This is a genomic window from Clostridium sp. SM-530-WT-3G (assembly GCF_012843905.1).
Classification (GTDB): Bacteria; Bacillota; Clostridia; order Clostridiales; family Clostridiaceae; genus Clostridium.
This window is the reverse complement of sequence record NZ_JABAGC010000004.1, coordinates 129,095-155,687: the sequence shown is the minus strand read 5'-3', so window position 1 is coordinate 155,687 and position 26,593 is coordinate 129,095. Positions and strand designations below refer to the sequence as shown.

20 protein-coding genes and 1 pseudogene are annotated in these 26,593 nt (G+C 27.7%); 20 read left to right on the top strand and 1 reads right to left on the bottom strand.

Annotated features, from left to right (window positions below):
* Positions 1-72: 72 nt before the first annotated feature.
* The 3 genes and pseudogenes from HF850_RS03305 to HF850_RS03295 all read left to right on the top strand — a co-directional run.
* Positions 73-1,419 (top strand): annotated as a pseudogene (locus HF850_RS03305) (DUF1846 domain-containing protein); the annotation flags it as partial.
* A 463-nt stretch (positions 1,420-1,882) separates the two neighbouring features.
* Positions 1,883-3,664 (top strand): histidine kinase, encoded by a 1,782-nt coding sequence (locus HF850_RS16100; RefSeq protein WP_169104057.1) that lies wholly within the window; start codon positions 1,883-1,885, stop codon positions 3,662-3,664.
* Complete coding sequence (locus tag HF850_RS03295) at positions 3,664-5,247, top strand: response regulator (protein ID WP_169104056.1); 1,584 nt, start codon at positions 3,664-3,666, stop codon at positions 5,245-5,247. Before HF850_RS16100 ends, HF850_RS03295 begins: the two co-directional genes overlap by 1 nt.
* A 54-nt stretch (positions 5,248-5,301) precedes the next feature.
* Here the strand turns inward: HF850_RS03295 and HF850_RS03290 are convergent, their stop codons facing one another.
* The gene (locus tag HF850_RS03290; RefSeq protein WP_169104055.1) at positions 5,302-6,072 is read right to left on the bottom strand and encodes an AraC family transcriptional regulator; all 771 of its coding nucleotides are present in this window, start codon (positions 6,070-6,072) and stop codon (positions 5,302-5,304) included.
* Positions 6,073-6,236: 164 nt separating this feature from the next.
* Here HF850_RS03290 and HF850_RS03285 point away from each other — a divergent pair, with 164 nt between their 5' ends.
* The 17 genes from HF850_RS03285 (at position 6,237) to HF850_RS15620 (ending at position 26,580) form a co-directional block, all read left to right on the top strand.
* Complete coding sequence (locus HF850_RS03285) at positions 6,237-8,357, top strand: glycoside hydrolase family 3 C-terminal domain-containing protein (protein ID WP_169104054.1); 2,121 nt, start codon at positions 6,237-6,239, stop codon at positions 8,355-8,357.
* 247 nt (positions 8,358-8,604) lie between these two features.
* A complete protein-coding gene (uxuA, locus tag HF850_RS03280) occupies positions 8,605-9,672 on the top strand; it encodes a mannonate dehydratase (protein WP_169104053.1) in 1,068 nt (355 codons plus the stop codon).
* A 58-nt stretch (positions 9,673-9,730) separates the two neighbouring features.
* Positions 9,731-11,344 (top strand): mannitol dehydrogenase family protein, encoded by a 1,614-nt coding sequence (locus HF850_RS03275; RefSeq protein ID WP_169104052.1) that lies wholly within the window; start codon positions 9,731-9,733, stop codon positions 11,342-11,344.
* A gap of 27 nt (positions 11,345-11,371) precedes the next feature.
* Positions 11,372-13,486 carry an alpha-glucuronidase family glycosyl hydrolase gene (locus HF850_RS03270; RefSeq protein ID WP_169104051.1) on the top strand — a complete coding sequence of 705 codons (2,115 nt, stop codon included), beginning with the start codon at positions 11,372-11,374 and terminating at the stop codon, positions 13,484-13,486.
* Positions 13,487-13,744: 258 nt separating this feature from the next.
* Positions 13,745-14,299, top strand: coding sequence for a DUF5317 family protein (locus tag HF850_RS03265; protein WP_169104050.1), 555 nt, complete (start codon positions 13,745-13,747; stop codon positions 14,297-14,299).
* Positions 14,293-14,757, top strand: a complete 465-nt coding sequence (locus tag HF850_RS03260; RefSeq protein ID WP_169104049.1) for a hypothetical protein — start codon at positions 14,293-14,295, stop codon at positions 14,755-14,757. Before HF850_RS03265 ends, HF850_RS03260 begins: the two co-directional genes overlap by 7 nt.
* A complete protein-coding gene (locus HF850_RS03255; protein ID WP_169104048.1) occupies positions 14,744-15,364 on the top strand; it encodes an accessory gene regulator B family protein in 621 nt (206 codons plus the stop codon). The genes HF850_RS03260 and HF850_RS03255 overlap by 14 nt, the downstream gene beginning before the upstream one ends.
* 24 nt (positions 15,365-15,388) lie before the next feature.
* Positions 15,389-15,514, top strand: a complete 126-nt coding sequence (locus HF850_RS03250) for a cyclic lactone autoinducer peptide (protein ID WP_169104047.1) — start codon at positions 15,389-15,391, stop codon at positions 15,512-15,514.
* Positions 15,515-15,563: 49 nt separating this feature from the next.
* The gene (locus HF850_RS03245) at positions 15,564-17,270 is read left to right on the top strand and encodes a diguanylate cyclase (RefSeq protein WP_169104046.1); all 1,707 of its coding nucleotides are present in this window, start codon (positions 15,564-15,566) and stop codon (positions 17,268-17,270) included.
* A gap of 305 nt (positions 17,271-17,575) precedes the next feature.
* The gene (locus tag HF850_RS03240; RefSeq protein WP_169104045.1) at positions 17,576-18,352 is read left to right on the top strand and encodes a class I SAM-dependent methyltransferase; all 777 of its coding nucleotides are present in this window, start codon (positions 17,576-17,578) and stop codon (positions 18,350-18,352) included.
* 90 nt (positions 18,353-18,442) lie between these two features.
* Positions 18,443-19,696, top strand: coding sequence for a hypothetical protein (locus tag HF850_RS03235; RefSeq protein ID WP_169104044.1), 1,254 nt, complete (start codon positions 18,443-18,445; stop codon positions 19,694-19,696).
* Positions 19,697-19,721: 25 nt separating this feature from the next.
* Positions 19,722-20,831 (top strand): mechanosensitive ion channel family protein, encoded by a 1,110-nt coding sequence (locus HF850_RS03230; RefSeq protein WP_169104043.1) that lies wholly within the window; start codon positions 19,722-19,724, stop codon positions 20,829-20,831.
* A 328-nt stretch (positions 20,832-21,159) separates the two neighbouring features.
* Positions 21,160-22,725, top strand: coding sequence for a phosphoenolpyruvate carboxykinase (ATP) (gene pckA / locus HF850_RS03225; RefSeq protein ID WP_169104042.1), 1,566 nt, complete (start codon positions 21,160-21,162; stop codon positions 22,723-22,725).
* Positions 22,726-23,201: 476 nt separating this feature from the next.
* Complete coding sequence (locus HF850_RS03220) at positions 23,202-23,417, top strand: hypothetical protein (protein ID WP_169104041.1); 216 nt, start codon at positions 23,202-23,204, stop codon at positions 23,415-23,417.
* Positions 23,418-23,525: 108 nt separating this feature from the next.
* Positions 23,526-24,527: a LacI family DNA-binding transcriptional regulator gene (locus tag HF850_RS03215; RefSeq protein ID WP_169104040.1), complete on the top strand. Its 1,002-nt coding sequence runs from the start codon at positions 23,526-23,528 to the stop codon at positions 24,525-24,527.
* Between the two features lie 251 nt (positions 24,528-24,778).
* Complete coding sequence (locus tag HF850_RS15630) at positions 24,779-25,768, top strand: sugar-binding domain-containing protein (protein ID WP_243159378.1); 990 nt, start codon at positions 24,779-24,781, stop codon at positions 25,766-25,768.
* A 38-nt stretch (positions 25,769-25,806) separates the two neighbouring features.
* Positions 25,807-26,580, top strand: a complete 774-nt coding sequence (locus HF850_RS15620; RefSeq protein ID WP_347564393.1) for a beta-galactosidase domain 4-containing protein — start codon at positions 25,807-25,809, stop codon at positions 26,578-26,580.
* Positions 26,581-26,593: the final 13 nt, after the last annotated feature.

Sequence of the window (26,593 nt, the reverse complement as noted above, 5' to 3'; positions counted from 1 at the left end):
TGTTTCGCGATTAAATCATAACACAGATAATCTACTATGGATTTTTTATTAGTTCAATTTCATTTTACAACTAGTCAGATTAAATTATTACATAAATTAAAAGAAAAAGTCGAAGTTATAATCTGTGTCTATGCAGGCGATATTGAAAGAAATAAAATAAGGGGAGATTTTGGAATAACATATGACATGGATGTATTAAGACTTATTGATGACTTAAGAGCTTATGATCTTGAAGTAAACAGTGTAGTTATTACTAGATATAATGGTCAGCTAGCAACTACAGTTTTTATTAATAAGCTTGAAAGAAGAGGCATAAAAGTATATAAACATAAAGCTACAAAAGGATATCCAACTGATGTGGATACAATTGTAAGTGAAGAAGGATACGGTAAAAATCCATACATAGAAACTACTAAACCTATAGTTGTTGTTACAGCTCCAGGGCCAGGAAGTGGAAAATTAGCAACATGCTTAAGTCAATTATATCATGAATCTAAGAGAGGAAATGCTGCGGGATATTCAAAATTTGAAACTTTCCCGGTATGGAATGTGCCTTTAAAGCATCCATTAAATATAGCATATGAAGCAGCAACTGTTGATTTAAAAGATGTAAATATGATAGATTCATTCCATATGGATGCCTATGGTAAAGTTACAGTAAACTATAACAGAGATATTGAGAGCTTTCCAGTTCTAAAGAGAATAATAGAAAAAATTACTGGAAAGGAATCGGTTTATAAATCACCAACAGATATGGGAGTAAATAGAGTTGGTTTTGGTATTGTAAATGATGATGTAGTTAAAGAAGCATCTAAGCAGGAAATAATAAGAAGATACTTTAAAACAGGATGTGACTACAAAAAGGGATATGCAGATAAGGAAACATACGACAGATCAAAACTTATAATGGAAGAAGTAAATCTTAAAGAAACTGACAGAAAGGTTGTACTTCCAGCTAGAGAAAAATCAATAAGTTTAAAGATGGATGAAAATGATATATGTCCAGTAGTTGCTATAGAATTAGCAGATGGAAAGATACTAACAGGTAAGAGTTCAGAACTTATGGATGGTGCAGCAGCAGCAACAATTAATGCAATAAAGTACCTTGCAAATATCTCAGATGATATATTCCTTTTATCACCTGTAATACTTGAACCAATAATGAGATTAAAATCACTTACTTTCCATGAAAAGAATTATTCATTAAATTTAGAAGAAATTCTTACAGCATTAAGTATATCAGCAGCTACAAACCCAACTGCACAGGCAGCAATTGAAAAATTAGCACTTCTTAAGGGATGTCAGGCCCATTCAACTACAATATTATCTAGAAGTGATGAGGATACATTAAGTAAACTTGGAATTGATGTTACTTGTGATCCAGTGTATCCATCAGAAAGTCTTTATTATAACAATTAATATTAATCATGACCACCCGTAAAACGGGTGGTTTGCTCTGCGCCTTGAAGGCTTTGTTACTGGCTGTGCTATTCGCACATTGAAATAATTGTCTATCGCAAAACATCCCCTAGTGCCATTAAAATGGCTCTTTTGGATGATTAATTAACTTTAAAATTCCAATCCAACTTTACCAATTATTCAAAATTAATTTTTTCTCATTTTTATTCAGTAGTTTTTTATATTTAACCTTACAAAACTAGTTCTACTATATTCATAAGATCTTTTTTCTACTCATAGCTGAAAGCTTTCCGGAACCATAGGTCAAACCTGTGGTATTCTTTTACTATGTTAATATACTATATTTTTAGATTATTTAATGTAAGATAGATAGCTTAATTCAATGAACTTCTGTATTTTTTTGTAAATTAATTATATAATATTATTGAAAAATACATTTAAGGGTAAAAAAGGGTGCTAAGGTGTGAGAAAATTTATTACATTAAATAATTACAGTATAAAGAAAAAGTTAAGCATAATATACATAACATGTGTTCTTATTCCTCTAATAATAACAGATTCTATAATATACTTTACAACAGAAGATAATCTTGAAAAGGAGCAGAGGATAAATTTAGAACATGTTATGGAGAGAATTGAATATAACATAAAATCAGATGTTGAATCAGCAATTTCAGTTTCTAATTACTTATATGCAGATTCTAAGTTAAACGATTTAATAACCACTAAATATGAAGAAGAGAAAGACTTTTATGAAAAATATAACATGATGCTTCAGAGTAATGTTATTAAATATTACTTTAACAACCAGAAAGTTTATAAAATTAATATTTATACATCTAATAATACAATAATAAGTGGTTCCAATTTTTTTAAACTTACAGATGATGTTAGAAAGGAAGATTGGTATAAAAAGTATAAAGAAAATAATGGCAATATGACATTGACAACAGGATATAATAGAAAAAATAGATCAATATTTGATAAGTCACCAAGAGAATTAAGTATAGTAAGGAAATTAGACTATTATAAAGATGATACTGAAAAGATAATGAAAATAGATATGGATTATGATTCACTAGCTTATAAAGTACTTAATGAGAAAATGAATGATAATTTATATATATGTACAGAAAACAATATTTTATTTTCAAATAAGGATTCTTATTATGATAATAAAAATTTTGGGAGTATTTATGAAGTAGCCAATAAGGATGTAATGATTGAAAAAGAAATAAAATTTAGTAGTTTGAAAGAACCATGGAAAATAAAAATTTCAGCAGACAAAGTTTCACCTATAAGTTCTGAAAATAGCCAGATAAAAATATTTCTTGGAATTTTAGTAGTTTTCAATTTAGTATTTCCAACAATAGTTATATATGTAGTATCAAAATCATTAGGTGATAGAGTTAAAATAATAAATAATTATCTTGATATGGTTAAGCATGAAGAATTCAATGAAATTAAATGTGTAGAAGGCAAAGATGAGATTGGAGAATTGATTAGAAGTTATAATCTTATGGTAAGGAAAATAAAACAGCTTATAGAGGTTGCGTTTAAGGAAGAAATGGAAAAAAAGACTCTTCAGCTTTCTAAGAATCAAGCAGAACTTAGAGCTCTTCAAAGTCAGGTGAATCCACATTTTTTATTTAATATACTTGAAAGCATAAGAATGAGAAGTCTTATAAAAAGCGAAGATGAAACTGCGGAAATAATTGAAAAACTGGCATTGCTTTTAAGGACAACCATTAATTGGGGAGATGACCATATTACAATTGAAGACGAAATAAATTTTGTTGATAGTTATTTAAAGATTCAGCAGTATAGATTTGGAGAAAAACTATCTTATGAATTTAAAATAGATGAAAGTAGTAAAAATATAAAAATACCTAAACTGACTATACTAAGTCTTGTAGAAAATTCATGTGTTCATGGCATAGAAGGTATTGCTAGAAATGGAAATGTATATGTAAACACATATCTGGAAGAAAATTATCTTATAATCAAGGTTTTTGATACAGGATGTGGTATGGATAAAGAACAGCTTCAGAGTATAAGAAGAAAAATAAAGCATGGAGAAAGTGAGATATATAAAAATAACAAGAGTTTAGGTCTTCTTAATGCATATATGAGAATGCAGAAATATTGTAATAATACAATGGAGTTTTATATTACAAGTGTTTTAAATAAAGGGACTGACATTGTAATAAAGATTGATATAGATAAGATTGAGGAGGAAGTGTGATGATAAGGGTATTAATTGTTGATGATGAGCCATTTATAAGACAGGGATTAAAACTGTTAATAAAGTGGAAGGATCATGGTTGTGAGATAATAGGAGAGGCTTCAAATGGGAATGAAGCCATGGAGATAATAAAAAATCAATCTGTTGATTTAGTTATTACTGATATTAAGATGCCTGTAATGAATGGACTGGAACTAATTAAATGCGTTAAAGATAATGGATATAATAATATAAAGTTTATTGTATTAAGTGGTTTTTATGAATTTGAGTATGCAAAAACTGCAATAAAATATGGTGTAAAAGATTATGTACTTAAGCCTATACAAAAAGATGAGCTTAATCGTGTATTAGATGAATTTAGTAAGGATTTTATTGTAGAAAAGAATAATTTGCAAAAAATAGAAAAAGCCCAAAATGACAGCTATCAAATGAAGTTAAATAAATTAATACTTGGTAAAGCTGGCAGTGCTACAATTAAGTTTTTAGAAGATAAGTTAAAACCATCAGATTATCTTAGGTTTATTCTTATAGATGTGGATATGGCAGGAATGTCAATTGATGAAAAAAATCAATACAGATTAGATGTATATAATGAAACTGTAAAAATAATTAAAAATAGAAATTATAATGTGATTTGTGAACTTGACGATAAAAAAAATATGCATAGCATAGGATTTATATTTGATAAAAAGTTTTTAGAAGAAAATGTGTTTGGTGAACGAGAATATGTAAATAATTTGGTATGTGAACTTAAAAAGACAATTAATAATAAATTTTATATCTATGTAGGAAAAGCAGTGGAAGATATACATAATATAAAAAAATCTTATGAAACTGCAACTATGCTTAAGATAATAAATAAAGATAGTAATGTAATATTTTTTGAAGAAATTTATAAGGATAGCTGTAGAAAACAGATAGTAAAAAAAGATTATATGGACATGCTTATTAATGGTATTGAGGAAAATAATAAAGACAAAATAAAAAAATGTATAAAAAGTTTTTATGAAAGCTTTAAGGATGGATATATAGATGGAGAAATATTAAAGATAAATATTGATTATCTACTATTTAATCTAATTAATATTGAGAAGAATATAAATGAGGAAAGCAATAAAGAAGAATTATTGGAGCTTATAGGATTATTAGATGTTGAAAATATTATAAGTCGCGATAGTGAAAAAAATTTAACTAACTTTTCTATAAATTTTGCAGAGTATTTAGATAATTTAAGAAAAAATTCTATTAAGGGTGTACTAAGCTATATAGATAAGGAAATATATGAACATTATATGGACAAGTTGAGCTTAAAATCTCTTAGTGAAAAATATTATTTAAATAGTGCATACTTAGGGCAGATTTTTAAGAAAAAGTATAAAGTTTCATTTAAAGATTATCTTAATGAATTTAGAATAGAAAAAGCTGCAGAAATGCTTAAGAGAAGTGATGAAAAAATATATGAAATTGCTGAAAAAGTAGGCTATAGTAATAATGATTATTTTATAAATAAATTTACTCAAATAAAAGGAAAAACTCCTTTTAGATATAGAAAAGATTTTATTGAAAAAGAAGAAAGTATGTAAAAAATAAATAAGAGCGTGTTAAAAAAGCAAGAACAGAAATTCATAACTTTTGCATTATAAATTTCTGTATTCTGTAGGTGTTATTTTTACTATTTTTATAAAGTTCCTGTTAAATGATCTTACATTTGAATAACCACATATGTATGCAATATCAGTTATGGATGAGTCTGTGTTCTTTAGAAGATAAAGAGCATGGCTTATCCTATTTTCATTTATAAAATCAACATAAGATAATCCTAGCGTCTCATTAAGATATTTTGAAAGATAATTGTAACTGTATCCTAAGTTAGAAGCTATATCCTTTAAACTTATATTATTTGTAAAATTATCCTGTATATATTTTAGAACCTTGTGGATTAATATTTCATCAGTTTTATTACACTCAATAAGCTTGGTTTGTTTAATTATTTCAGATGAAATCATATATAATGATGATTTTATTGAAAGAATATCATCGTTGTCGTTAAATAATGTGTTGAAAGTTAAATCTTGTACCATAGGTGATACATTAAAAACTGGATTCTCAAGACATTTACCTTGAATCATATTTTGAAATGTTTTTATGTATTCAGGAGAAAAAACACATATGTATGAATCTGAATAATCATCTGTATTAAAGGAATGAATTTCGTATGGAAGGATTAATGCACCTTGGTTTTTAGTTATAGTGTAGGTTTTGTTTTTTAATATTAAATTAAGTTGTCCTTCTTTTACGAAAACATATTCAAAACTTCTATGAATATTTTTTATGAAAGAAAAATTTATATTATGATAAAAGGAAAAAGAATTATTATCCCCAAAATGATAAGATTCATATTTTAACATAAAACACCTCAAATGATAATATTTGTCTAAAATTATATAAGTAATATCTTGTAAAGTCAACCATAAAAAACTAATATTAAACTATGAAAAGAATTACATATAAGCATATTAAGTTTATAGAAATATTTGTAGATGTAAATTAAGAGAAAGAGGTAGAGAATAATATGGAAAAAATGAGAATGTCACATGAAGAGGCTTTAGAAAAGGCACAAGAACTTGTATCAAAAATGACTTTACAAGAAAAATCAGAACAGCTTACATATCAAGCTGCAGCAAATGAAAGATTGAATATTCCAAGATATAATTGGTGGAATGAAGGCCTTCATGGTGTGGCAAGAGCTGGACTAGCTACTGTATTTCCACAAGCAATTGGTCTAGCTGCTATGTTTGATGATGAGTTTTTAGAAAGAATAGCAGATGCTATTTCTACAGAAGGTCGTGCTAAATATAATGAGAATATCAAACATGGTGATAGAGGAATATATAAAGGAATCACATTTTGGTCACCAAATGTAAATATATTCAGAGATCCAAGATGGGGAAGAGGTCAAGAAACATATGGAGAAGATCCATATTTAACTTCTAAACTTGGAGTTGCATTTGTAAAAGGTCTTCAAGGAAAAGGAAAATATTTAAAAATAGCTGCATGTGCTAAACATTTTGCAGTACACAGTGGACCAGAAGCTTTACGTCATGAATTTGATGCACAAGTATCTCAAAAAGATTTGTATGAAACATATCTTCCTGCATTTGAAGCTTGTGTAAAAGAAGGTGATGTTGAAGCTGTAATGGGAGCATACAACAGAACAAATGGAGAACCATGCTGTGGAAGTAAAACATTATTAAATGATATATTAAGAGAAAAATGGGGATTTAAAGGACATGTAGTTTCAGATTGTTGGGCAATATTAGATTTTCACATGAACCATAGAGTTACAAGTACAGCAACAGAATCAGCAGCATTAGCAATTAAAAATGGATGTGATTTGAACTGTGGTAATGTATATCTTCAAATGATGCTTGCATATAAAGAAGGTTTAGTAAGTGAAGAAGATATTACAAGATCGTGTGAAAGACTTATGGCTACAAGATATAGACTTGGAATGTTTGATGATGATTGTGAATATAATAATATACCATATGAAGAAAATGACAGTAAGGAACATAATGAAATGTCATTAGAGGCTGCAAGAAAATCAATGGTATTGTTAAAGAATGATGGAATACTTCCATTAGATAAGTCAAAACTTAAATCTGTTGCAGTAATTGGACCAAATGCAGATAGTGAACTTATGCTAAGTGGAAACTACTTTGGAACTGCTTCAAAATACACAACATTAATAAATGGAATTCAAGATGCTATAGGTGATTCTGTAAGAGTATATTATTCTGAAGGATGTCATTTATATAAAGATAAGATTGAAGATTTAGCAGAATCTGATGATAGACTAGCAGAAGCCGTTACTATGGCAGAACACTCTGATGTAACTATTCTATGTTTAGGTTTAGATTCAGCTATAGAAGGAGAACAAGGAGATGCAGGTAATAGTGCAGGTGCAGGAGATAAATTAAATCTTGAATTACCAGCTCCACAAAAGAGGTTATTAAAGACTATTTTAGATACAGGAAAACCTGTAATAGTAGTTTTAGGTGTAGGAAGTGCAATGACTTTAAGTGGAATGGAAGATAGATGTAGTGCAATACTTAATGCATGGTATCCAGGAAGCCATGGAGGAGAAGCTTTAGCTGATTTATTATTTGGGAAATATTCACCAAGTGGTAAACTACCAGTTACTTTCTATAAAAACTGCGATAACTTACCAGCATTTACTGATTACTCAATGAAGGGCAGAACATATAGATACATGGAAGAAGAAAGTCTTTACCCATTTGGTTATGGACTTACTTATTCAAAAGTAAAAATTGATAATTTAAATATAAATAAATGCAGTGATTCAGATAATTATAAAGTGGATATAGATATTGAAAATATAGGTGATTACAATATAGATGAAGTATTACAATGCTATATTAAAGATCTTGAATCAAAATATGCAGTTAGAAATTATAATCTATGTGCATTTAAGAGAGTGTCACTAAATAAAGGTGAAAAGAAGACTGTATCAATGATTATAGATAAGAATTCATTTACTGTTGTAGATGATGATGGAAATAGATTTTTAGATAGCAGTAAATTTAAAATTTATGCTGGTATATGTGGACCAGATAAGAGAAGTATTGAATTAACTAATGTAAAACCATTAGAAGGAATTATTGAATTATAATATTCTAGTTGCAATAACTTAAGAGTATTTCTGGAACTTTAAATCTTATTTTAAAATTTAGAGTTCCAGATAGTATAGATTTAAGTATATAAAAGTTTATAAAATTTGGGATTTACAGAACTTAAGAACTATATCTTATAAGAACTGTAGAACTTATGGGATATAGTTCTGTAGTTTTTATAAGATTTTTTATTAGAAATATGTATGAGAATAATAGAATTAGCTAGGAGAAAAGGGGAAATTACTTATGGAAATGACATTGAGATGGTTTGGAACTGGATTTGATAGTGTTACTTTAGAAAATATAAGACAAGTACCAGGAGTAAAAGGTGTAATTACAACTTTATATGATACTATGCCTGGAGATGTATGGAGCAGAGAAAGAATTAAGGCTATGAAAAAAGAAGTGGAAGATGCAGGCCTAAAATTATTAGGAATAGAAAGTGTAAATATACATGATGATATTAAGATTGGAAATGGAAAACGTGAACAATATATAGAAAACTATATTGAAACCTTAAAACATTTAGGTGAAGAAAATATAAATATGGTATGTTACAATTTTATGCCTATATTTGATTGGACAAGGTCTGATTTAGCTAAAGTAAGACCTGATGATTCAACAGCTTTATCATATGATCAGGAACTTATAGACAAGATTAATCCTAATAATTTAAAGACTTCTATGGAATCAATGTCTAATGGATTTACATTACCTGGGTGGGAACCAGAAAGACTTTCAAAATTAAAAGAATTATTTGAAATGTATAGTAGTGTAGATGAAGAAAAGCTATTTGAAAATCTAAAGTATTTTCTTGAAGCAATTATTCCTACATGTGAAAAATATAATATAAGAATGGCTATCCACCCAGATGATCCAGCTTGGCCTGTATTTGGATTACCAAGAATAATTAGAAATAAGGAAAATTTATTAAGGTTAATGAAGGCTGTAGATAGTCCATGCAATGGTGTTACTTTATGCACAGGTTCCCTTGGTTCGAATCCTGATAATGATATTTGTGATATTATAAGAAGCTTAAAGGGAAGAATACCATTTGCACATGTTAGGAATATTAAATATCAAGGAAAAGGAAAATTTGATGAAGCAGCTCATTTATCATCTGATGGTTCATTGGACATGTATGAAATAATGAAAACTTTATATGAAACAGGATTTGATGGAGTAATTAGGCCTGATCATGGAAGAAATATATGGGGGGAAGTATCAATGCCAGGCTATGGATTATATGATAGAGCACTAGGTGCAACATATTTAAATGGTATATGGGAAAGCCTTCAAAAATCATCTAAATAATAGTTTATAGTTCTTAAATTTATATAATTGGAGCATGAAAAGTATGGAGGTATTATAGATGAAATTAAATTATAAGAATTTGTGTGATAAAGAGTTTTGGAAAAGCAGAAATTATAATATTCCTGAATTTAATATAGAAAAAATGATTCAAAGTACAAAGGAAAATCCAGTATGGGTTCACTTTGGAAGTGGTAATATATTTAAAGCTTTTCCAGCTATGCTTCAGCAAAAGCTTTTAAATGAAGGAAAAACTGACAAAGGAATAGTAGTTGCAGAAGGATATGACTGTGAAATTATAGATGCAATAAATAGACCATGCGACAATTTAAATATACTTGTAATTTTAAAAAGTGATGGTTCAATAGAAAAGACAGTAGTAGGTAGTATGTCGGAAAGTCTTAAAGCTGATCCAGAATTCAAAGAGGATTTTGATAGATTAAAGGAGATATTTAGAAAAGATTCTCTTCAAATGGCCAGCTTTACTATAACAGAAAAAGGATATTATCTTGTAGATAAGAATAATAATACTCTTAAAGATGTAGAAGAAGATTTTAAAAATGGTTATAAAAAGCCAATTAGCTATATGGGGAAAATTGCATCATTAGTGTATGAAAGATATTTAAGTGGAAAGAAAAAGCTTGCTTTAGTAAGCATGGACAACTGTTCTCATAATGGAAGTAAATTATATGATGCAGTTAATAAATTTGCAGAAGTCTGGGAAGATAATGGATTAGTTGAAAAAGGATTTAAAGATTATATTAATAATCCTCAGTTAGTGTCATTCCCATGGTCTATGATAGATAAGATTACTCCAAGGCCAGACTTAAAAGTAATGGAAGTTCTTATAAATGATGGAATTGAAGATGTTGAGCCTAAGGTTACTAATAAAAATACTTATGTAAGTAATTTTACTAATTCAGAAGAATGTGAATATCTTGTAATTGAAGACTGGTTCCCTAATGGAAGACCAGCGCTTGAAGAAGCAGGAGTTAAATTTACAGATAGAAATACTGTAGATAAAGTTGAAAAAATGAAAGTATGTACATGCTTAAATCCACTTCATACAGCACTTGCAGTATTTGGATGTCTTTTATCTTATACTAGAATTTCAGAAGAAATGAATGATAAAGAATTAAAGGAATTAGTGAAAAAGATAGGTTATGAAGAGGGGCTTCCTGTAGTTGTAAATCCTAGAATAATTAATCCTAAAGACTTTATAGATGAAGTAATAAATATAAGAATTCCTAATCCTTTTATGCCTGATACTCCTCAAAGAATAGCAACAGATACTTCACAAAAGCTTTCTATTAGATATGGAGAAACTATTAAAGCATATGTCGATAGTGATGAATTAGAAATTGAAGATTTGAAGTATATACCTCTTGTTATTGCAGGATGGTGCAGGTATCTTTTAGGTGTAGATGATGAAGGGAAAGAATTTGAATTAAGTTTTGATCCAATGTTATCTACTTTAAAGGAATGTGTTAAAGACATTAAACTTGGTCAGAGAGGATTATTTACAAGTTATTTAATGCCTATATTATCAAATGAAAATATATTTGGAATTGATTTATATAGGGTTGGTCTTGCAAAACAGGTTGAAGAATATTTTGAAGAATTAATATCTGGAATAGGTGCAGTACGTAGAACATTAATAAAATATTTAGACTAATTTCTAAAGTGTTGGTGAGGTGAAAGTATGAGAAATAAAGAGAATTCCATGTATTCATGCTGGTTAAGCCATAAAGGAGTTAACAATAGTAGCTACAAAGAGTATTTGAAAAATATTGTTGTTAAGTGTAATGGAAAATTAATAGATACAGCATTAAGTGAATTAAATAGAAGTGTTTTAGATACTGAAAGTAAAGATTTGGATATGAATTGCATTTCTGGAATATTAATTTATGAGGATGAAAGTAAAGTAGATAATAATAAATATTTAGTATTAGAATATACATTTGAAAATAATCTGGTTAATGATGGATACTGCATAAAGTATCAGAAAGTAGATGATAAGAATGAATGCATAAGAATTCAAGGTGTTTCTCAAAATGGAATTCTATATGGTGTATTTGGATTTTTAAGATTAATTGATTGCAATTCTTATGATGAAAGTCAATTAATTATAGAAAATCCTAAAAAAGATTTAAGAATTATAAATCAATGGGATAATATTGATGGAACTATAGAAAGAGGATATGCTGGAAGTTCGATATTATATGAAGGTAGAAAAAATAGGGAAAGAACAAAATCTATAATGGCAACTATAGGAATAGGAGCTAATAGTCAAGTTATAAGAGATAGCTTTGATGATGAATATGTACTTAATGAAAATACAAAAAGAATTAATGATTATGGAAGATTACTGTGTTCAGTAGGTATAAATTCAATAGTTATTAATAATACAAATGTGCATAAAGAAGAAACAGAGCTTATTGAAGAAAAGATAGATATGGTTAAATCTTTAAGTGATATTTTCGGTAAGTGGGGAATTAAAGTCTTTTTAAGTATAAATTTTGCTTCACCAATAACTCTAGGATATTTAGATACTTCAGATCCATTAAATGATGATGTTAAAAATTGGTGGGAAGAAAGGATAGAGTTTATATACGAAAGAGTTCCAGAACTTGGGGGCTTCATGATTAAAGCCGATTCAGAGGGCAGACCAGGACCGTTTACTTATGGTAGAAATCATGCAGATGGAGCAAATTTATTTGCAGAATTACTAAAACCATATGGTGGAATAGTTATATGGAGATGTTTCGTATATAATTGTAGGCAAGATTGGAGAGATTATAAAACTGACAGGGCAAAGGCAGCGTATGATTGTTTTAATCCTTTAGATGGTAAGTTTATGGATAATGTTTATCTTCAAATAAAAAACGGACCTATGGATTTTCAGGTTAGGGAACCTCTTTCACCTTTGTTTGGAACAATGCAAAATACTAATAAGATAATGGAGTTAGAAATTACTCAAGAATATACAGGACAGCAGAAGCATGTATGTTTCTTAGTACCTATGTGGAAAGAAGCATTAAAACAAAGTACCTATGCAGAAGGAAAAAAATCAGAAGCAGGTGAAAGAATAAGTGGAATTGCTGGCATTGCCAATATTGGCAATGATGAAAACTGGACAGGGCATTATTTAGCTCAAGCTAATCTTTATGGTTTTGGACGAATCTGCTGGAATTATGATATTTCAAGTGAACAGATAATTAAAGAATGGATTAAGCAGTCTTTAGGTAATGATGAAGAGGTAATTAAGAATACAGGCTTCATATTAAGAGAATCATGGAAAACATATGAAGATTATACATCACCACTTGGAATAGGATGGATGGTAACACCAACAGTGCATTATGGACCAGATGTTGATGGATATGAATTTTCACCATGGGGAACTTATAATAGGGCAGACTGTAGAGGAATTGGAATAGACAGAACTGTTGAAACTGGTACAGGATATAGTGGACAATATAATTACCCATTAAGCAGTATCTATGAAGATATAAATAAATGTCCTGATGAACTTATATTATTTTTCCATCATGTACCTTATACCAAGAAATTAAAAAGTGGTAAAACTGTGATTCAACATATATATGATACTCATTTTAAAGGATACGAAAATGTAGAAAATTTTATAGGTAAGTGGATGAAACTTAAAGAGAAAGTAGATATAGAAATCTATGAACATGTATTAAATAGATTGAAGGAACAGCTTGAAAGTGCATGTGAATGGAGAGATAGAATAAATACTTATTTTTATAGAATGACTGGTATAAAAGATAAAGCTGGAAGGAAAATATATTAAATATTTAAGTTGATTATAAAATATAAAGATACACACCTTATGGTTTGAGGTGTGTATTTTTAGAATTATGAATTCGACAAAATAAAACAAGTTGATTATTTTTGATATGATAAAATATGTGGAGAAATGATGTTAAATTTAAAGTGAATATAATATTTTAAAAAAACTATAGCAAAAAAAGTCGATAAATATTATAATAAATAAGTTCGCTCAATAATTTACTAATTAGTTAAAAATATATTTTACTTAGGAGGAGATATGCTTGAAACAATAATATTGTCATTGCTATGGGCGAAAATAAAGAAATATGATATTAAACCTTTATTTAAGACATGGGCAATATATCCTGTAATTGGATTTGAAATTATTACTGTAATAGGACAATTCTTTGCTTATTATGGTGATTATAAGATTTTAGAGATATTTGGAAGTGCAACAACTGTATATCTATTATTGTACTGGGGATTAATATTTAAGTATAAGTTATATGTTCAAGCTATTATTGGATCAGCTTTTATGGTATTTGGAGGGATACTAAATGATATTGCAATAAAGGCTAATGGTGGATTTATGCCTGTATTTCAATCATTGTCATATCATGTTAGAAGAACTACCTTGGAAAATTATCATAGAGTTAATGATATTCATATTTTAGGGAGTATGAATTCCAATATAAAATTTTTAACTGATTATATTGATTTAGGATATACCATATTAAGTGTTGGAGATGTATGTATAAGAGTGTTTGTATTTCTTATAATATACTATTCTATAAAAAAAATTAATTTACAGGGGGAAAATAAAAATTGTTAAGCTTAACTCTATTTGAATATTTAGCAAGAACATTACCAGAAGCTTTTATATTGATTTTATCAATAAACATTTTATGCGGTGTAAAAGTTAAAAGAAATGAGTATGTTATTTGCAGCGTTTTATTCTCATTACTTGAATATTTAGTAAGGAGACTACCAATAAATTATGGTGTTCATACTATGATAAATATTTTTGTTATGATTGCACTTATTACTATTTTTTATAAAGTAGATATACTTATGAGTATAAAAGCATCAATGCTTTGCACCATATTTTTATTTGTTTGTGAAGCATTAAATATGCTATTTTTAAATTTATTATTTGGTAATAATATACAAAGTTTGATGGATAATAATATTACAAAAACTTTATGTGGGATTCCATCTTTAATAATATATTTATTTATAACAGTGATTATATACGTTATTAAAAAGAGGAAGAAAAATGAATATTATTAGTTCTATGTGTGATAATGTTACAAGCTATTTGGCAAAGGAATTAGATTTGAATAAAGAAAAAGCGGATGTAGTCAAATACGGAATATTTGCTTTAAGTCAAATGATTATAAACATTATCTGTGTAATAATATTTGGAATGATTTTTAATGTATTAATTGAATCATTAATTATTTCATTTGTTGTAAGTATATTAAGAAAAAGTTCTGGTGGTGCACATGCAAGTTCTCCAGAAAAATGTGTACTAATAGGAACTACATTTAGTGTTGGACTGGCATGTATTTTGAAAAACATAAATATAAGTTTTCTATATGTCTGCTTATTAATTATTATTATATTTTTATATGCTTATTACCTTATTTATAAGCTTGCACCAGTTGATAGTCCCAATAAGCCAATACGTAGTATGAAAAAGAAATTGAGATTAAAGAAATCATCATTAATTATTTTAAGTATGTATTTATTGGTTATTATATTGTGCTTATTAATTTTTGCAATTACTAAAAAAACAGTAGTGTTAAAATATATTTTATGTATCTGCAGTGGAGTAGTGTGGCAGGTTTTCTCATTAACTCAAGCAGGACATAATATATTTAAATATATTAATTAAAATTTTTATGGAGGTATTTATATAATGAAAAATAAATTATTATTAGGTATTGCTGCAATAGCTACAGCAGCTGCATCTATAGTTGCAACATCAGCATGCTTCTGGTCTCATTATCAACCAGAAGAGCCTAAATGCTTAAGAGATGAATAACAGCAAATATAATGAGGCAATATGCCTCATTATGGTATAGAGGTGTATTATGTGTAAGACAGAAAATCAAAAGCAGAAGCAGATTAATAATATTGTAGCAGTTGTTAAGTTATCTGCATTATTATTAGTGGGTATATTGTTATCTAAAACATTTATATCTGCAATAAATAGAGATAATCTGTTATGGAAAGACAATGCATGCCATATGATTATTTATATACTTTTACCATTGGTGGTATTAATTTTTATATATTCATTATGGTCCTTTTTTAATAATATAGCAGATAATGAGTATAAAAATTTTCTTAATAAGATTGAAATTGGTTTGTTTATGGTGTTGTTCACAATTGTTGTAATAATTTGTGGGGTTAGAGATACACACGCTAAATTATTATTTTTGTTTATAATAATTATGACTACAATTCAATTTGGAAAGAAAAGTGGACTTATTTCAGCTATAATATCTTCAATTATAATTTTGAGTTTAGATATCATTTTCTTTCCTAATGCAACTATAAATTATTATTTTCAGGAAGATCTTGTTCTAGCCGGAGTATTTATGTTAACAGCATTACCATTAGGTTATTATACTGAGATGGAGAGAGAACACATCAAGTATTTAGAAAATATAGCTAATATTGATGGACTTACTGAGCTTTATAACCATAGATATTTTTATGATAAATTAAGTGAAAAAGTTAATATTGCAAGCAAGAATAAATCTTCTGTATCTGTGATTTTTATAGATATAGATAATTTTAAATACTATAATGATTTGAATGGCCATCAAAAAGGCGATTATGTTTTAAAAAAAATGGGTAAGGTAATAAAGGAAAATGTAAGGGAAAATGATATATGTGCTAGATATGGTGGAGAAGAATTTGCTATTATATTGCCTAATACTTGTGAAGAAGATGCTTTAAAGATAGCTGAAAGATTAAGAATGAAAATCGAAGATGAACATTTTGAAGGAGAAGAAACTCAACCAAAAGGTAAGGTGACAGCTTCATTTGGTGTGTCAGTTTATCCTGATAAAGCCAAAAATGATACTGAATTAATTAAGAGCGCAGATGATGCATTATATAGAGCAAAGTTTTTCTATAAGAATAGAGTTGAAGCTTATACTTCAATTTTAGATGAAATTAAGAGCAACATAGATGAAAAAGATGTTGAACTTGTTACATCTGTAAAAACGCTTATAGGTGTTATTAATGCAAAGGATAAATATACATATGGACATATTGAAAGAGTTGTAATGTATAGTAGAATGATGGCTGATAAGCTTAATCTTAGTCAAAATGATAAGAATATATTAATTTATGGTGCGTATATGCATGATATAGGAAAAATTAATATAAGCAAAAATATATTGGTTAAAAAAATGAAGCTTGATAATGAAGAGTGGGAAATATTAAAGCAGCATCCAGCAAATGGAGTTGAAATAATAAAACCAGTAGAAGCTTTAAATGTAATTATTCCACTTATCTTATATCATCATGAAAGATATGATGGAAAAGGTTATCCAAGTAATTTAAAAGGTGAAGAAATTCCATATCTTGTAAGAGTATTAACAATAGTAGATAGTTTTGATGCTATGACTTCTAGCAGACCTTATAATAAAAAGATGAGTTATGAAGAAGGATTAGAAGAGATTAGAAGATGTTCAGGAACTCAATTTGATCCTGAAATTGCTGAAAAATTTATCGAAGCTATTAATGAAAATATGAAAAACAATGAATTGGAAGTATATAAATAATGTTGAGCATCTAGGTTATGGTACAATTCTTAGATGCTCAATGTTATTCTAATAATTTATAAATATATATATATATATATAGATTATTTATACAAAGTGTATCGCTCTAAATGTTTGGAGTTTAGAATGATACGGTCAAAAGAGTTACTATAAAATTAAAATTGAATAATACATCTTTTATTGCAGAATTGTGGAATATTTTGCATTGATAATTTGAAAATAAATAAATTTATATTTTGTCTATATTGTAGTAAAATATTTGTTGAAATATAAAATTAATTTAATTAAATGAGGTAACTAAAAATATGACAAAAGAATTAGAGAAGCATTATAATAAATTTTGTGAAGATAAAAGGCTTACCAGAAGACATGGACAGGTAGAATATATAACTTCTATGAAATATATTCATGAATGTATAGGTGATAATAAAGATGTGAAAATTCTAGATGTTGGAGCTGGAACTGGAAGATATTCAGTTCAACTTGCCAATGAAGGCTATGATGTTACTGCAGTAGAGCTTGTTAAGCATAATTTGGGGATGCTAAAAGCTAAAAAGAGTTCAGTTAAAGCATATCAAGGGACAGCCCTTGATTTATCTAGATTTAAAGAGGAATCTTTTGATATTACATTAGTGTTTGGTCCAATGTATCATTTATATACTATTGAAGACAAAATTAAAGCACTTAGTGAAGCAAAAAGAGTGACTAAAAAAGGTGGAGTAATTTTAGTTGCTTATTTGATGAATGAATACAGTATTATTACATATGGATTTAAGGAAAATCATATTAAAGAGTCTATTGCAGCAGGTAAGGTTACGGAAGATTTTCATGTTGTATCTAAACCAGAGGATTTGTATGATTATGTGAGACTTGAAGATATTAATAATATTAGGGATGGTGCAGGTCTTAATAGAATTAAAATAATTGCTGCAGATGGACCAGCAGACTACATAAGACATATATTACGTGATATGGATGATGAAACATTTAAAATATTTATGGATTATCATCTTTCAACTTGCGAAAGACCTGAACTTTTAGGGGCAAGTGCACATACTGTAGATATTCTTAGAAAAGAATAATTTAATATTAAAATATTTATTGCAGATATATTAAAAAGAATTGCTATATATAATAGTTAATTTTGATAATAAATATATAATGGAGAGACAATGAAGGAATTTGACAATATAGAGCTTAAATTTAGAAATAGTGAATTTAATAGTTTGAGTAGTGAGTTTTTACATGAGAGTGAATTTAATTCCATAAAAAGCGAAATTGATTATAGTAAAGAATTTTCTAATGAATTAAGTACTGAAGAAAATAATCAAACAAATAACACGACAAATACAACAAATAATTTTAATTCCTCAAAAGTTTCATCTGATTTATCTTCAGTTCAACAAGAAATAGTAGGTAAAACTTCTGCAATTGCAATTGGTACATCTATGGGGACTGCAGTTTCAGCTCTTGCATTATGTGTGGCATCTGTAGGGGTAGGTAATTCGTACTCTAATAATAAATTAAATATGGTACAGGTAGAAAGTCAATACGAAGATGTGTCTGAAGAATCACAGACTGCCTATGATACTTTGCCTTCTACTAATGAAGTTCTTCCAATTAGTGAGGCTCTTCCAACTGATAATAAAGAAGAAAATAAAAAAGAGACTAAAGATGTTAAAGCACAGGTTCTGAAAACTGAAAATAAACCTAAAGATAAAAAAGAGGAGATTAAAAAATTTGAAATTTCTTCTAGGAGTTATGATGGAGTTTATGATGGAAAAGAACATTCTGGGGATTTGCAAAATATTCCTGAAGGTGCAGTTGTTAAATATGGCAAAAGCATAGATAAAATAGACTTAGATAAAGTACCAGAATACAAGGATGCAGGAGAATATACTGTATATTATAAAGTATCTAAAGAAGGTTATGAACCTTATACAGGTGATTTTAAAATAAAGATTAATAAAAAGATTATTAATCCGCCAGTACCATTAATAGAAGAAACCACTTATAATGGAAAAATTCAGTCTCCAAAATTTATAGATGATGGTGATTTTAAGTATTTTGGAACAATGTCTGCAAAGGATGCAGGAACTTATCAAATTAAGATTAGGTTGAATAATACTAAAAATTATGAATGGTCTGATGGAAATGGTGAAGAAAAGGTAGTATCATGGGTAATAAATCCTCGTGAGGTTACAATTGAATGGAATGGGAAAAAGGATTATAAGTATGATGATAATAAACATACTGTGGATGCTGTATTGGGAAATATTGTGCCAGGAGATCTTCTAAACTTTAATATAGAGGGTAATTCGGCAACAGAACCAGGGGAATACATGGCTGAAATTACTTCTATTGATGGAACAGATAATTATGTTTTACCAAAGAATAACGGTTTTGCATGGTCAATAAGTAAATAGAAAGACAAGGAGATAAAAAATTAAAATGCAAAAAAGTATAAACAAATTAACAGCTAAAAGGATTATTTTATCAATAATAGGTATAATAATATTATTTTTTGCAACACATCCTAATTATATACCTTTTGTAAATCATTCATCAAAAAGTAATGTGACAGAAATAATGTCCACTTATATGGGGCAGTTTAATAAGATAGTAGAGAATATATTAAACAATTCAGATAAGTTAATAGCAATAATACTCATATTTATAGTTGTATATATAATTCGTACAGTAACTACAATTATATTTAAGTTTATTCATTTTGAAAATCGTCATAAGGAAACATTAAAGGTATTACTTGAAAGCGTAATAGGTTATGGAGCTGTTTTAGTCGGTATAATAGTAAGTTTAAGTATACTTGGTGTAAATATGACTGCACTATTTGCCAGTGTAGGATTAGTCAGTTTAATTGTTGGTTTCAGTGCTCAGCATATAATTTATGATATAATAGCAGGTATATTTCTTATTTTTGAAGGACAACTAAATGTAGGTGATATTGTTACTATAAATGGATTTAGAGGGACAGTAGCTAAAATAGGAATAAGAACAACACAGCTTCTTGATGTTGGTGGAAATATTCAAATAGTAAATAATAGTGATATAAATAACGTACAAAACCTTTCAAGAAGAAATAGTGTTGCTGTATGTGATATTGGAATGAGTTACAATCAATCAATTGAGGAAGCTGAAAAAGTAATAAATAAGACTATTCCATATATTCAAAAGAAATATCCTGATGTATTCAAAGTAGCACCTGTATACCTTGGAGTACAAAATCTTGGAAGCTCCAGTGTTGATTTAAGAATTGCAGCAAATGTAGATGAAGGATTTTTATATCAAGCCAAACGTCTTATGAATAGAGAATTTAAGCTTGCATTTGATGCGAATAATATTGAAATACCATTCAATCAACTGGTTGTTACAAATCTTGATGGAAATGCTGCTGCGCAAGTAACATTTAATAATGGTGGCAATATAATTAAAGATACTGATGGTTTTAAAGTAAACACTTCTAAATATAACGGTGGAAATATTGGAATAATAAGCGAATTAGAAGATGTAGAAGAAGTAGACGAGTATAATAACAATTAGAAATGTATTATAAATATTTAAGTTGTTATAAAAAATATAAATTATAAAAGTATATGCAATAATGCAGATGTATTAGTAAAGTAATATATCTGCATTATTTTTTATTACAAAATTCACTTGTATAAATTTTTCTAGGTATAATTATTTCTCCGAAGTATATATTTTTGTGATTTTTGTATGAGAAAATGCATATAATAAATACATAATGGTTCAAAAATTTAATATAAATACACAAAAATGCAAGAATAACTTTAAAAATTGAATTATATTGAAATTATTTATGCAATAAGTATATATAAATTAATAATGATTATAAGGGGGATTATGAATGATTAAGAATCTAGATTATTTAAATTTGTATAATTATAAGAATATATATAGGAATTTATCAGTGCCTCAGCTTATAGAACATTCATTAAAAAGAAAGGAAGGCATATTATCAGATAATGGAGCATTAGTAGTCAATACAGGGAAGTATACAGGTAGATCTCCTAAAGATAGGTTTATAGTAAAAGATGATATTACAAAGGATACTATAAATTGGGGGAAAGTTAATCTTCCTATAGAAGAAGAAAAATTTATCAAACTACATAAGGATTTATCAAATTATCTTGTGGGTAAAAATTTATTTATATTTGATGGATATGTTGGGGCTTCAGAAAAGTATGGAATGCCAATAAGAGTGGTGTGTGAATATGCAAGTCAGGCTCTATTTGCAAATCAGATTTTTATAAGACCAACAGAGGAAGAATTGGAAAAAATTGAACCAGAATTTAATGTCATATGTGCACCAGGTTTTAAAGCTAAGGGAAAAGAAGATGGTATTAATTCTGAAGCATTTATATTAATGGATTTTTCAAAGAAGCTTGTATTAATAGGGGGAACTGCTTACTGTGGTGAAATTAAAAAAGCTATGTTTTCAATTATGAATTTTTTACTACCACAAAAGGGAATATTACCAATGCACTGTTCTGCTAATAAAGGTGAAGATGGAAGTACAACAATTTTCTTTGGTTTATCTGGAACAGGAAAGACAACATTATCAACTGATCCATCTAGAAAGCTTATAGGTGATGATGAACATGGATGGTCAGACCATGGAATATTTAACTTTGAAGGAGGATGTTATGCAAAAGTAGTAGATTTAAATAAAGAAAAAGAAGTTGAAATATATAATGCTATTAAATTTGGCGCATTATTAGAAAATGTTGTTTTAGATGAAAATAGAAGCCCTGACTATTATAATAAACGATTTACTGAAAATACAAGAGCGGCATATCCAGTAAATCACATACAAAACGTTGAACTAAGTGGTATAGGGTCTATTCCAAGCAGAATAATATTTCTTACTGCAGATGCTACAGGAATAATGCCTCCAATAAGTAAATTATCCAAAGAAGCAGCAATGTACCACTTTATGTCTGGATATACAAGTAAAGTTGCAGGTACAGAGCGTGGTATTACAGAACCGCAATCTACTTTTTCAGAATGCTTTGGAGCTCCATTTATGCTTTTAAATCCAGTTATATATGCTAATCTTTTAGGAGAAAAGATAAAGAAATTTAACTCTGATGTGTACCTTATAAACACTGGATGGATAGGTGGACCATATGGAATTGGACGTAGAATAGATTTAAATTATACACGAGCAATGGTAAATGCAGTTATAAATAATACCTTAAAAGATGCTAAATTTTATGAACATTCAGTATTTAAATTATCAATTCCAGAAACATGTCCAGGAGTTCCACCAGAAGTATTAAATCCAAGGGGACTTTGGAAAGATAAAAATGAATATGACAGCAAAGCATTAAAGCTTGCTGAAGACTTTAAGAATAACTTCGATAAATTTACAGATGTTTCAGAGGACATAAAAAATGCAGGGATACAATAATAGTAGAAGATGACTATTTAAATGAATATGTACAAGGTATTTTATATAAATAACATATAGAAAGCATAATTTAAGCAAAATAAATTGTTAATTTAGTAAAATATAATTTATTAATAGGATAAGCTGTCCATTGAATTTTATGACAGCTTCTTTTTTTCTTTAAGAGAATGATTAATTTAGAATACAAAGATTTTAAATATATGATAAAATTATATGTATGGCAATTATGCTAGTTAATGCTTATTATATATAAATATTTGTAATATATTAAAGACTAAAGAATGAGGCAATATGGATTATATGATGTAGATAGGATTATTTAAAAACATATTGGAAATAATTAAAATTTAAGAAAAACATATTATTTAATTTGAAATTTGCAAGAATACTTATATAAAATTCACTTTATATAAATAAAATTATGGATTATAATTCAATATATAACACTAAAGATAGAAGATAAGGAGATAATTTTTATGAAAATAAAAGAAGATAATTCTTATAATGAAATGAAGGGAAGAAGTGTTCTAAAATGGCTTAATGATTTAGCTGAAAGTGATCATAAGGTAAATAGCAGCAGCTCAAAAGTAACCCTTGAATATATTGAATATTTAAATAGAAAAATAAAAGAACTAGAAGCTAAAAATAGCCTTAAAGATGAATATTTAAAAAAGTTAAAGGAAAAAATATAAAGCTTTTTGTTATAGAATTATTGATTTTTTAATATTATTGATAGCAAACTTTTGAATGAATAAGATAAATATAAATATATTTATCTTATAAAAGGAGGGGTGGTATATATGGCTACACTTAAAGAAATTGCAGAAAAAGCGGGAGTTTCTGTTTCTACAGTTTCGAGAGTACTTAATTTTGATGAGACATTAAATGTAACAAATAAAACAAGAGAAAAAATATTGAAAATTGCAGATGAAGTTGAATACGATACTAGCAGAATTAAAAAGAAAATTGAAAAAAATATTGAAAAAATAGGAATCATATATTGGTATGATTATGAACAGGAGCTTGGAGATCCATATTATTTAAATTTAAGATATTCAGTAGAAAAAAAGTGTGAAGAGAACAAGTGCAGTCTAGTAAAAATTGATGAGAACACAGAAGAAACCGTTCTTAAAGAATTAATGGGTATAATAGCTATAGGAAGATTTAATAAAAAAACTATTGAGAGATTAAATGCTAATAATGAAAATATAGTATTTGTTGATTATTCACCTAATGATAGTGAATTTGATAGTGTAGTTTTTGATATTGAAAAAGCAACAAAGGATACAATTGATTATCTTATAAAATGTGGACATAAAAAAATAGCTTTTATTGGAGCAAATGGTGATAAGAGCATATCAGATATAAATATTGACCTTAGAGAAGAAAAATACAAAGAATACATGAAATTCAAAGATATTTATAGAGAAGAGTATTTAAGAAGTGTTGAAAGATATACATATAAATGTGGTTATGATGAAGCTTTACACGTTTTAAATTTAAAGGAAAGACCTACAGCAGTTATTGTAGGTAATGATACTATGGCAATTGGAGTTTATAAAGCAATATCTGAAACTGGTCTTAAAATACCAGATGATATAAGTATAGTTGGCTTTAATGATCAACCAAGTTCTAAATATATGATTCCGGCATTAACTACTGTAAGGCTTATAAGCGAGTATTTAGGATATGAAGCAGTAGATTTATTGATTGAAAAAATTAATTCAAATAGAAAATATCATAAGAAAATAGTATTACCTATTGAATTAAAAATAAGGGAAAGTGTTAAAAAAATTAAATAAAATTAAATTTAGATATATAGTGAAAGCTGACTAAAAAAAGTTTACTAAATACATTTTTATTTAGTAAACTTTTTGTTTTATATGAAAAATATTATTAATATATAAATAAAGTATTATTAAAGCATATGTATAATTAGAAAATTGTAATAACTCATAATTGTGTTTTAGTAAAAATATATTGATATTTTAGTAAAAAGGCCGTAATATTAATAATGTAAATGATTTAATAAAGTGTAAGGATGGGATGAAGTATGAAAGTAAGAGAACCAAAACTAACATGGCTAGAAAACCCAGAAATTTTTAAAGTAAATAGAATAAATGCTCATAGTGATCATTTTTATTATGAAAAATTAGAAGAAATAAAATTAGAAGAGAATATGCCTTTAAAACAAAGCCTAAATGGATCTTGGAGATTTATGTTTAGTAAAAATCAAGATTTAAGACCTGTAGATTTTTACAAGGAAGACTTTGATGTGAGTGGATTTGATTATATAGAAGTACCAGGACATATACAACTTCAAGGATATGATAAGTGTCAATATATTAATACAATGTATCCATGGGAAGGACATGATGATTTAAGGCCTCCATATATATCAAAGACTTACAATCCAGTAGGCAGTTATGTAACATTTTTTTATATAGATGAAAAGCTAAAAAATAAAAAAACATATATTTCATTTCAAGGAGTAGAGACTGCTTTTTATGTATATCTTAATGGAGAATTTGTTGGATACTCTGAAGATACATTTACACCTAGTGAATTTGAAATAACTGAATTTTTAAAGGATGGAGAAAATAAGCTTGCAGTAGAAGTATATAAAAGAGCTAGTTCAAGCTGGATAGAAGACCAAGATTTCTTCAGATTTTCAGGAATATTTAGAGATGTATATATATATGCAGTCCCAAAAATTCATGTGGAAGATATATTTGTAAAAACAATATTAGATAGCAACTATAAAGCAGAAGCTATTGAATGTGATTTAAAAATAAATGGTATTATGGATGGAAATGTCCAAGTATCTATTTTAGATAATTTATTAAATGTTGTGGCTAAAACCGATTGTGTAAAATTAGAAGAAAACCTTTCTGTAAATATTGATTTAAGAAGTTGCAGTAATATTAAATTATGGAGTGCAGAAGAACCTAATCTTTATAATGTATATGTAAAGATATTTGATAAAAATGGACAATTAGTAGAAGTTGCAACAACTAAAACTGGATTTAGAAAATTTGAGTAGATGAAAATGGGGTATTAGTTAAAAATGAAAACTTATTTATAAGCACATCAGAATATGACTTTTATTATAATATCGAAAAAGATGGAAATGTATTATCTGAAGGAAAAGTTCATGTGGATATAGCTCCAGGTAAAGAAAAATATATGGAAATTCCATTTGATGATATTATGAAGAACTTTACTGAAAATGGAGAATATATATACAATGTTTCTATGAAGCTAAAGGATGATACTTTATATGCACAAAAAGGATTTGAATTATCATATGGACAATATGTATTTGAACAAAATATAGAAAAAAATAATGAAGAATCACATGATTCTAAATTTAAAATAGTCCACGGTGATGTAAATGTAGCTGTCCATGGAAGAAACTTTAAAGTTATATTCTCTAAGCAGGAAGGTGGAATAGTATCTCTTAGATATTCTGATAAAGAGTATATTACAAGTGTACCTAAAACATATTATTATCGTGCAGAAACAGATAATGATAGAGGAAATAAGTACGGATTCAGATGTGCACAATGGTTTGGGGCAAGTATAGGTCAAAGATACTGCGATTTTAATGTGGTTGAAAAAGAAAACTATTTAGAACTTCACTATACTTATGAACTTCCTACAATTCCTGCTACTAAAGTAAACATTACTTATGTGGTTAAGGAAGATGGAGTAATTAATGTTACTGTTAAATATAATGGTGTAGAGGGACTTCCAGAGTTGCCACTTTTGGCAATGAACTTCAAATTAAGAAGTGAATTTAATAAATTTACTTACTATGAATATGGACCTGATGAAAATTATATTGATATTTAACATTTCATATGTA

Coding starts and splice junctions, on each gene's coding strand:
- HF850_RS03295 (WP_169104056.1), top strand. CDS start 3,664: ATGATAAGGGTATTAATTGTTGATGATGAGCCATTTATAAGACAGGGA.
- HF850_RS03290 (WP_169104055.1), bottom strand. CDS start 6,072: ATGTTAAAATATGAATCTTATCATTTTGGGGATAATAATTCTTTTTCC.
- HF850_RS03285 (WP_169104054.1), top strand. CDS start 6,237: ATGGAAAAAATGAGAATGTCACATGAAGAGGCTTTAGAAAAGGCACAA.
- uxuA (WP_169104053.1), top strand. CDS start 8,605: ATGGAAATGACATTGAGATGGTTTGGAACTGGATTTGATAGTGTTACT.
- HF850_RS03275 (WP_169104052.1), top strand. CDS start 9,731: ATGAAATTAAATTATAAGAATTTGTGTGATAAAGAGTTTTGGAAAAGC.
- HF850_RS03270 (WP_169104051.1), top strand. CDS start 11,372: ATGAGAAATAAAGAGAATTCCATGTATTCATGCTGGTTAAGCCATAAA.
- HF850_RS03265 (WP_169104050.1), top strand. CDS start 13,745: ATGCTTGAAACAATAATATTGTCATTGCTATGGGCGAAAATAAAGAAA.
- HF850_RS03255 (WP_169104048.1), top strand. CDS start 14,744: ATGAATATTATTAGTTCTATGTGTGATAATGTTACAAGCTATTTGGCA.
- HF850_RS03250 (WP_169104047.1), top strand. CDS start 15,389: ATGAAAAATAAATTATTATTAGGTATTGCTGCAATAGCTACAGCAGCT.
- HF850_RS03245 (WP_169104046.1), top strand. CDS start 15,564: ATGTGTAAGACAGAAAATCAAAAGCAGAAGCAGATTAATAATATTGTA.
- HF850_RS03240 (WP_169104045.1), top strand. CDS start 17,576: ATGACAAAAGAATTAGAGAAGCATTATAATAAATTTTGTGAAGATAAA.
- HF850_RS03235 (WP_169104044.1), top strand. CDS start 18,443: ATGAAGGAATTTGACAATATAGAGCTTAAATTTAGAAATAGTGAATTT.
- HF850_RS03230 (WP_169104043.1), top strand. CDS start 19,722: ATGCAAAAAAGTATAAACAAATTAACAGCTAAAAGGATTATTTTATCA.
- pckA (WP_169104042.1), top strand. CDS start 21,160: ATGATTAAGAATCTAGATTATTTAAATTTGTATAATTATAAGAATATA.
- HF850_RS03220 (WP_169104041.1), top strand. CDS start 23,202: ATGAAAATAAAAGAAGATAATTCTTATAATGAAATGAAGGGAAGAAGT.
- HF850_RS03215 (WP_169104040.1), top strand. CDS start 23,526: ATGGCTACACTTAAAGAAATTGCAGAAAAAGCGGGAGTTTCTGTTTCT.
- HF850_RS15630 (WP_243159378.1), top strand. CDS start 24,779: ATGAAAGTAAGAGAACCAAAACTAACATGGCTAGAAAACCCAGAAATT.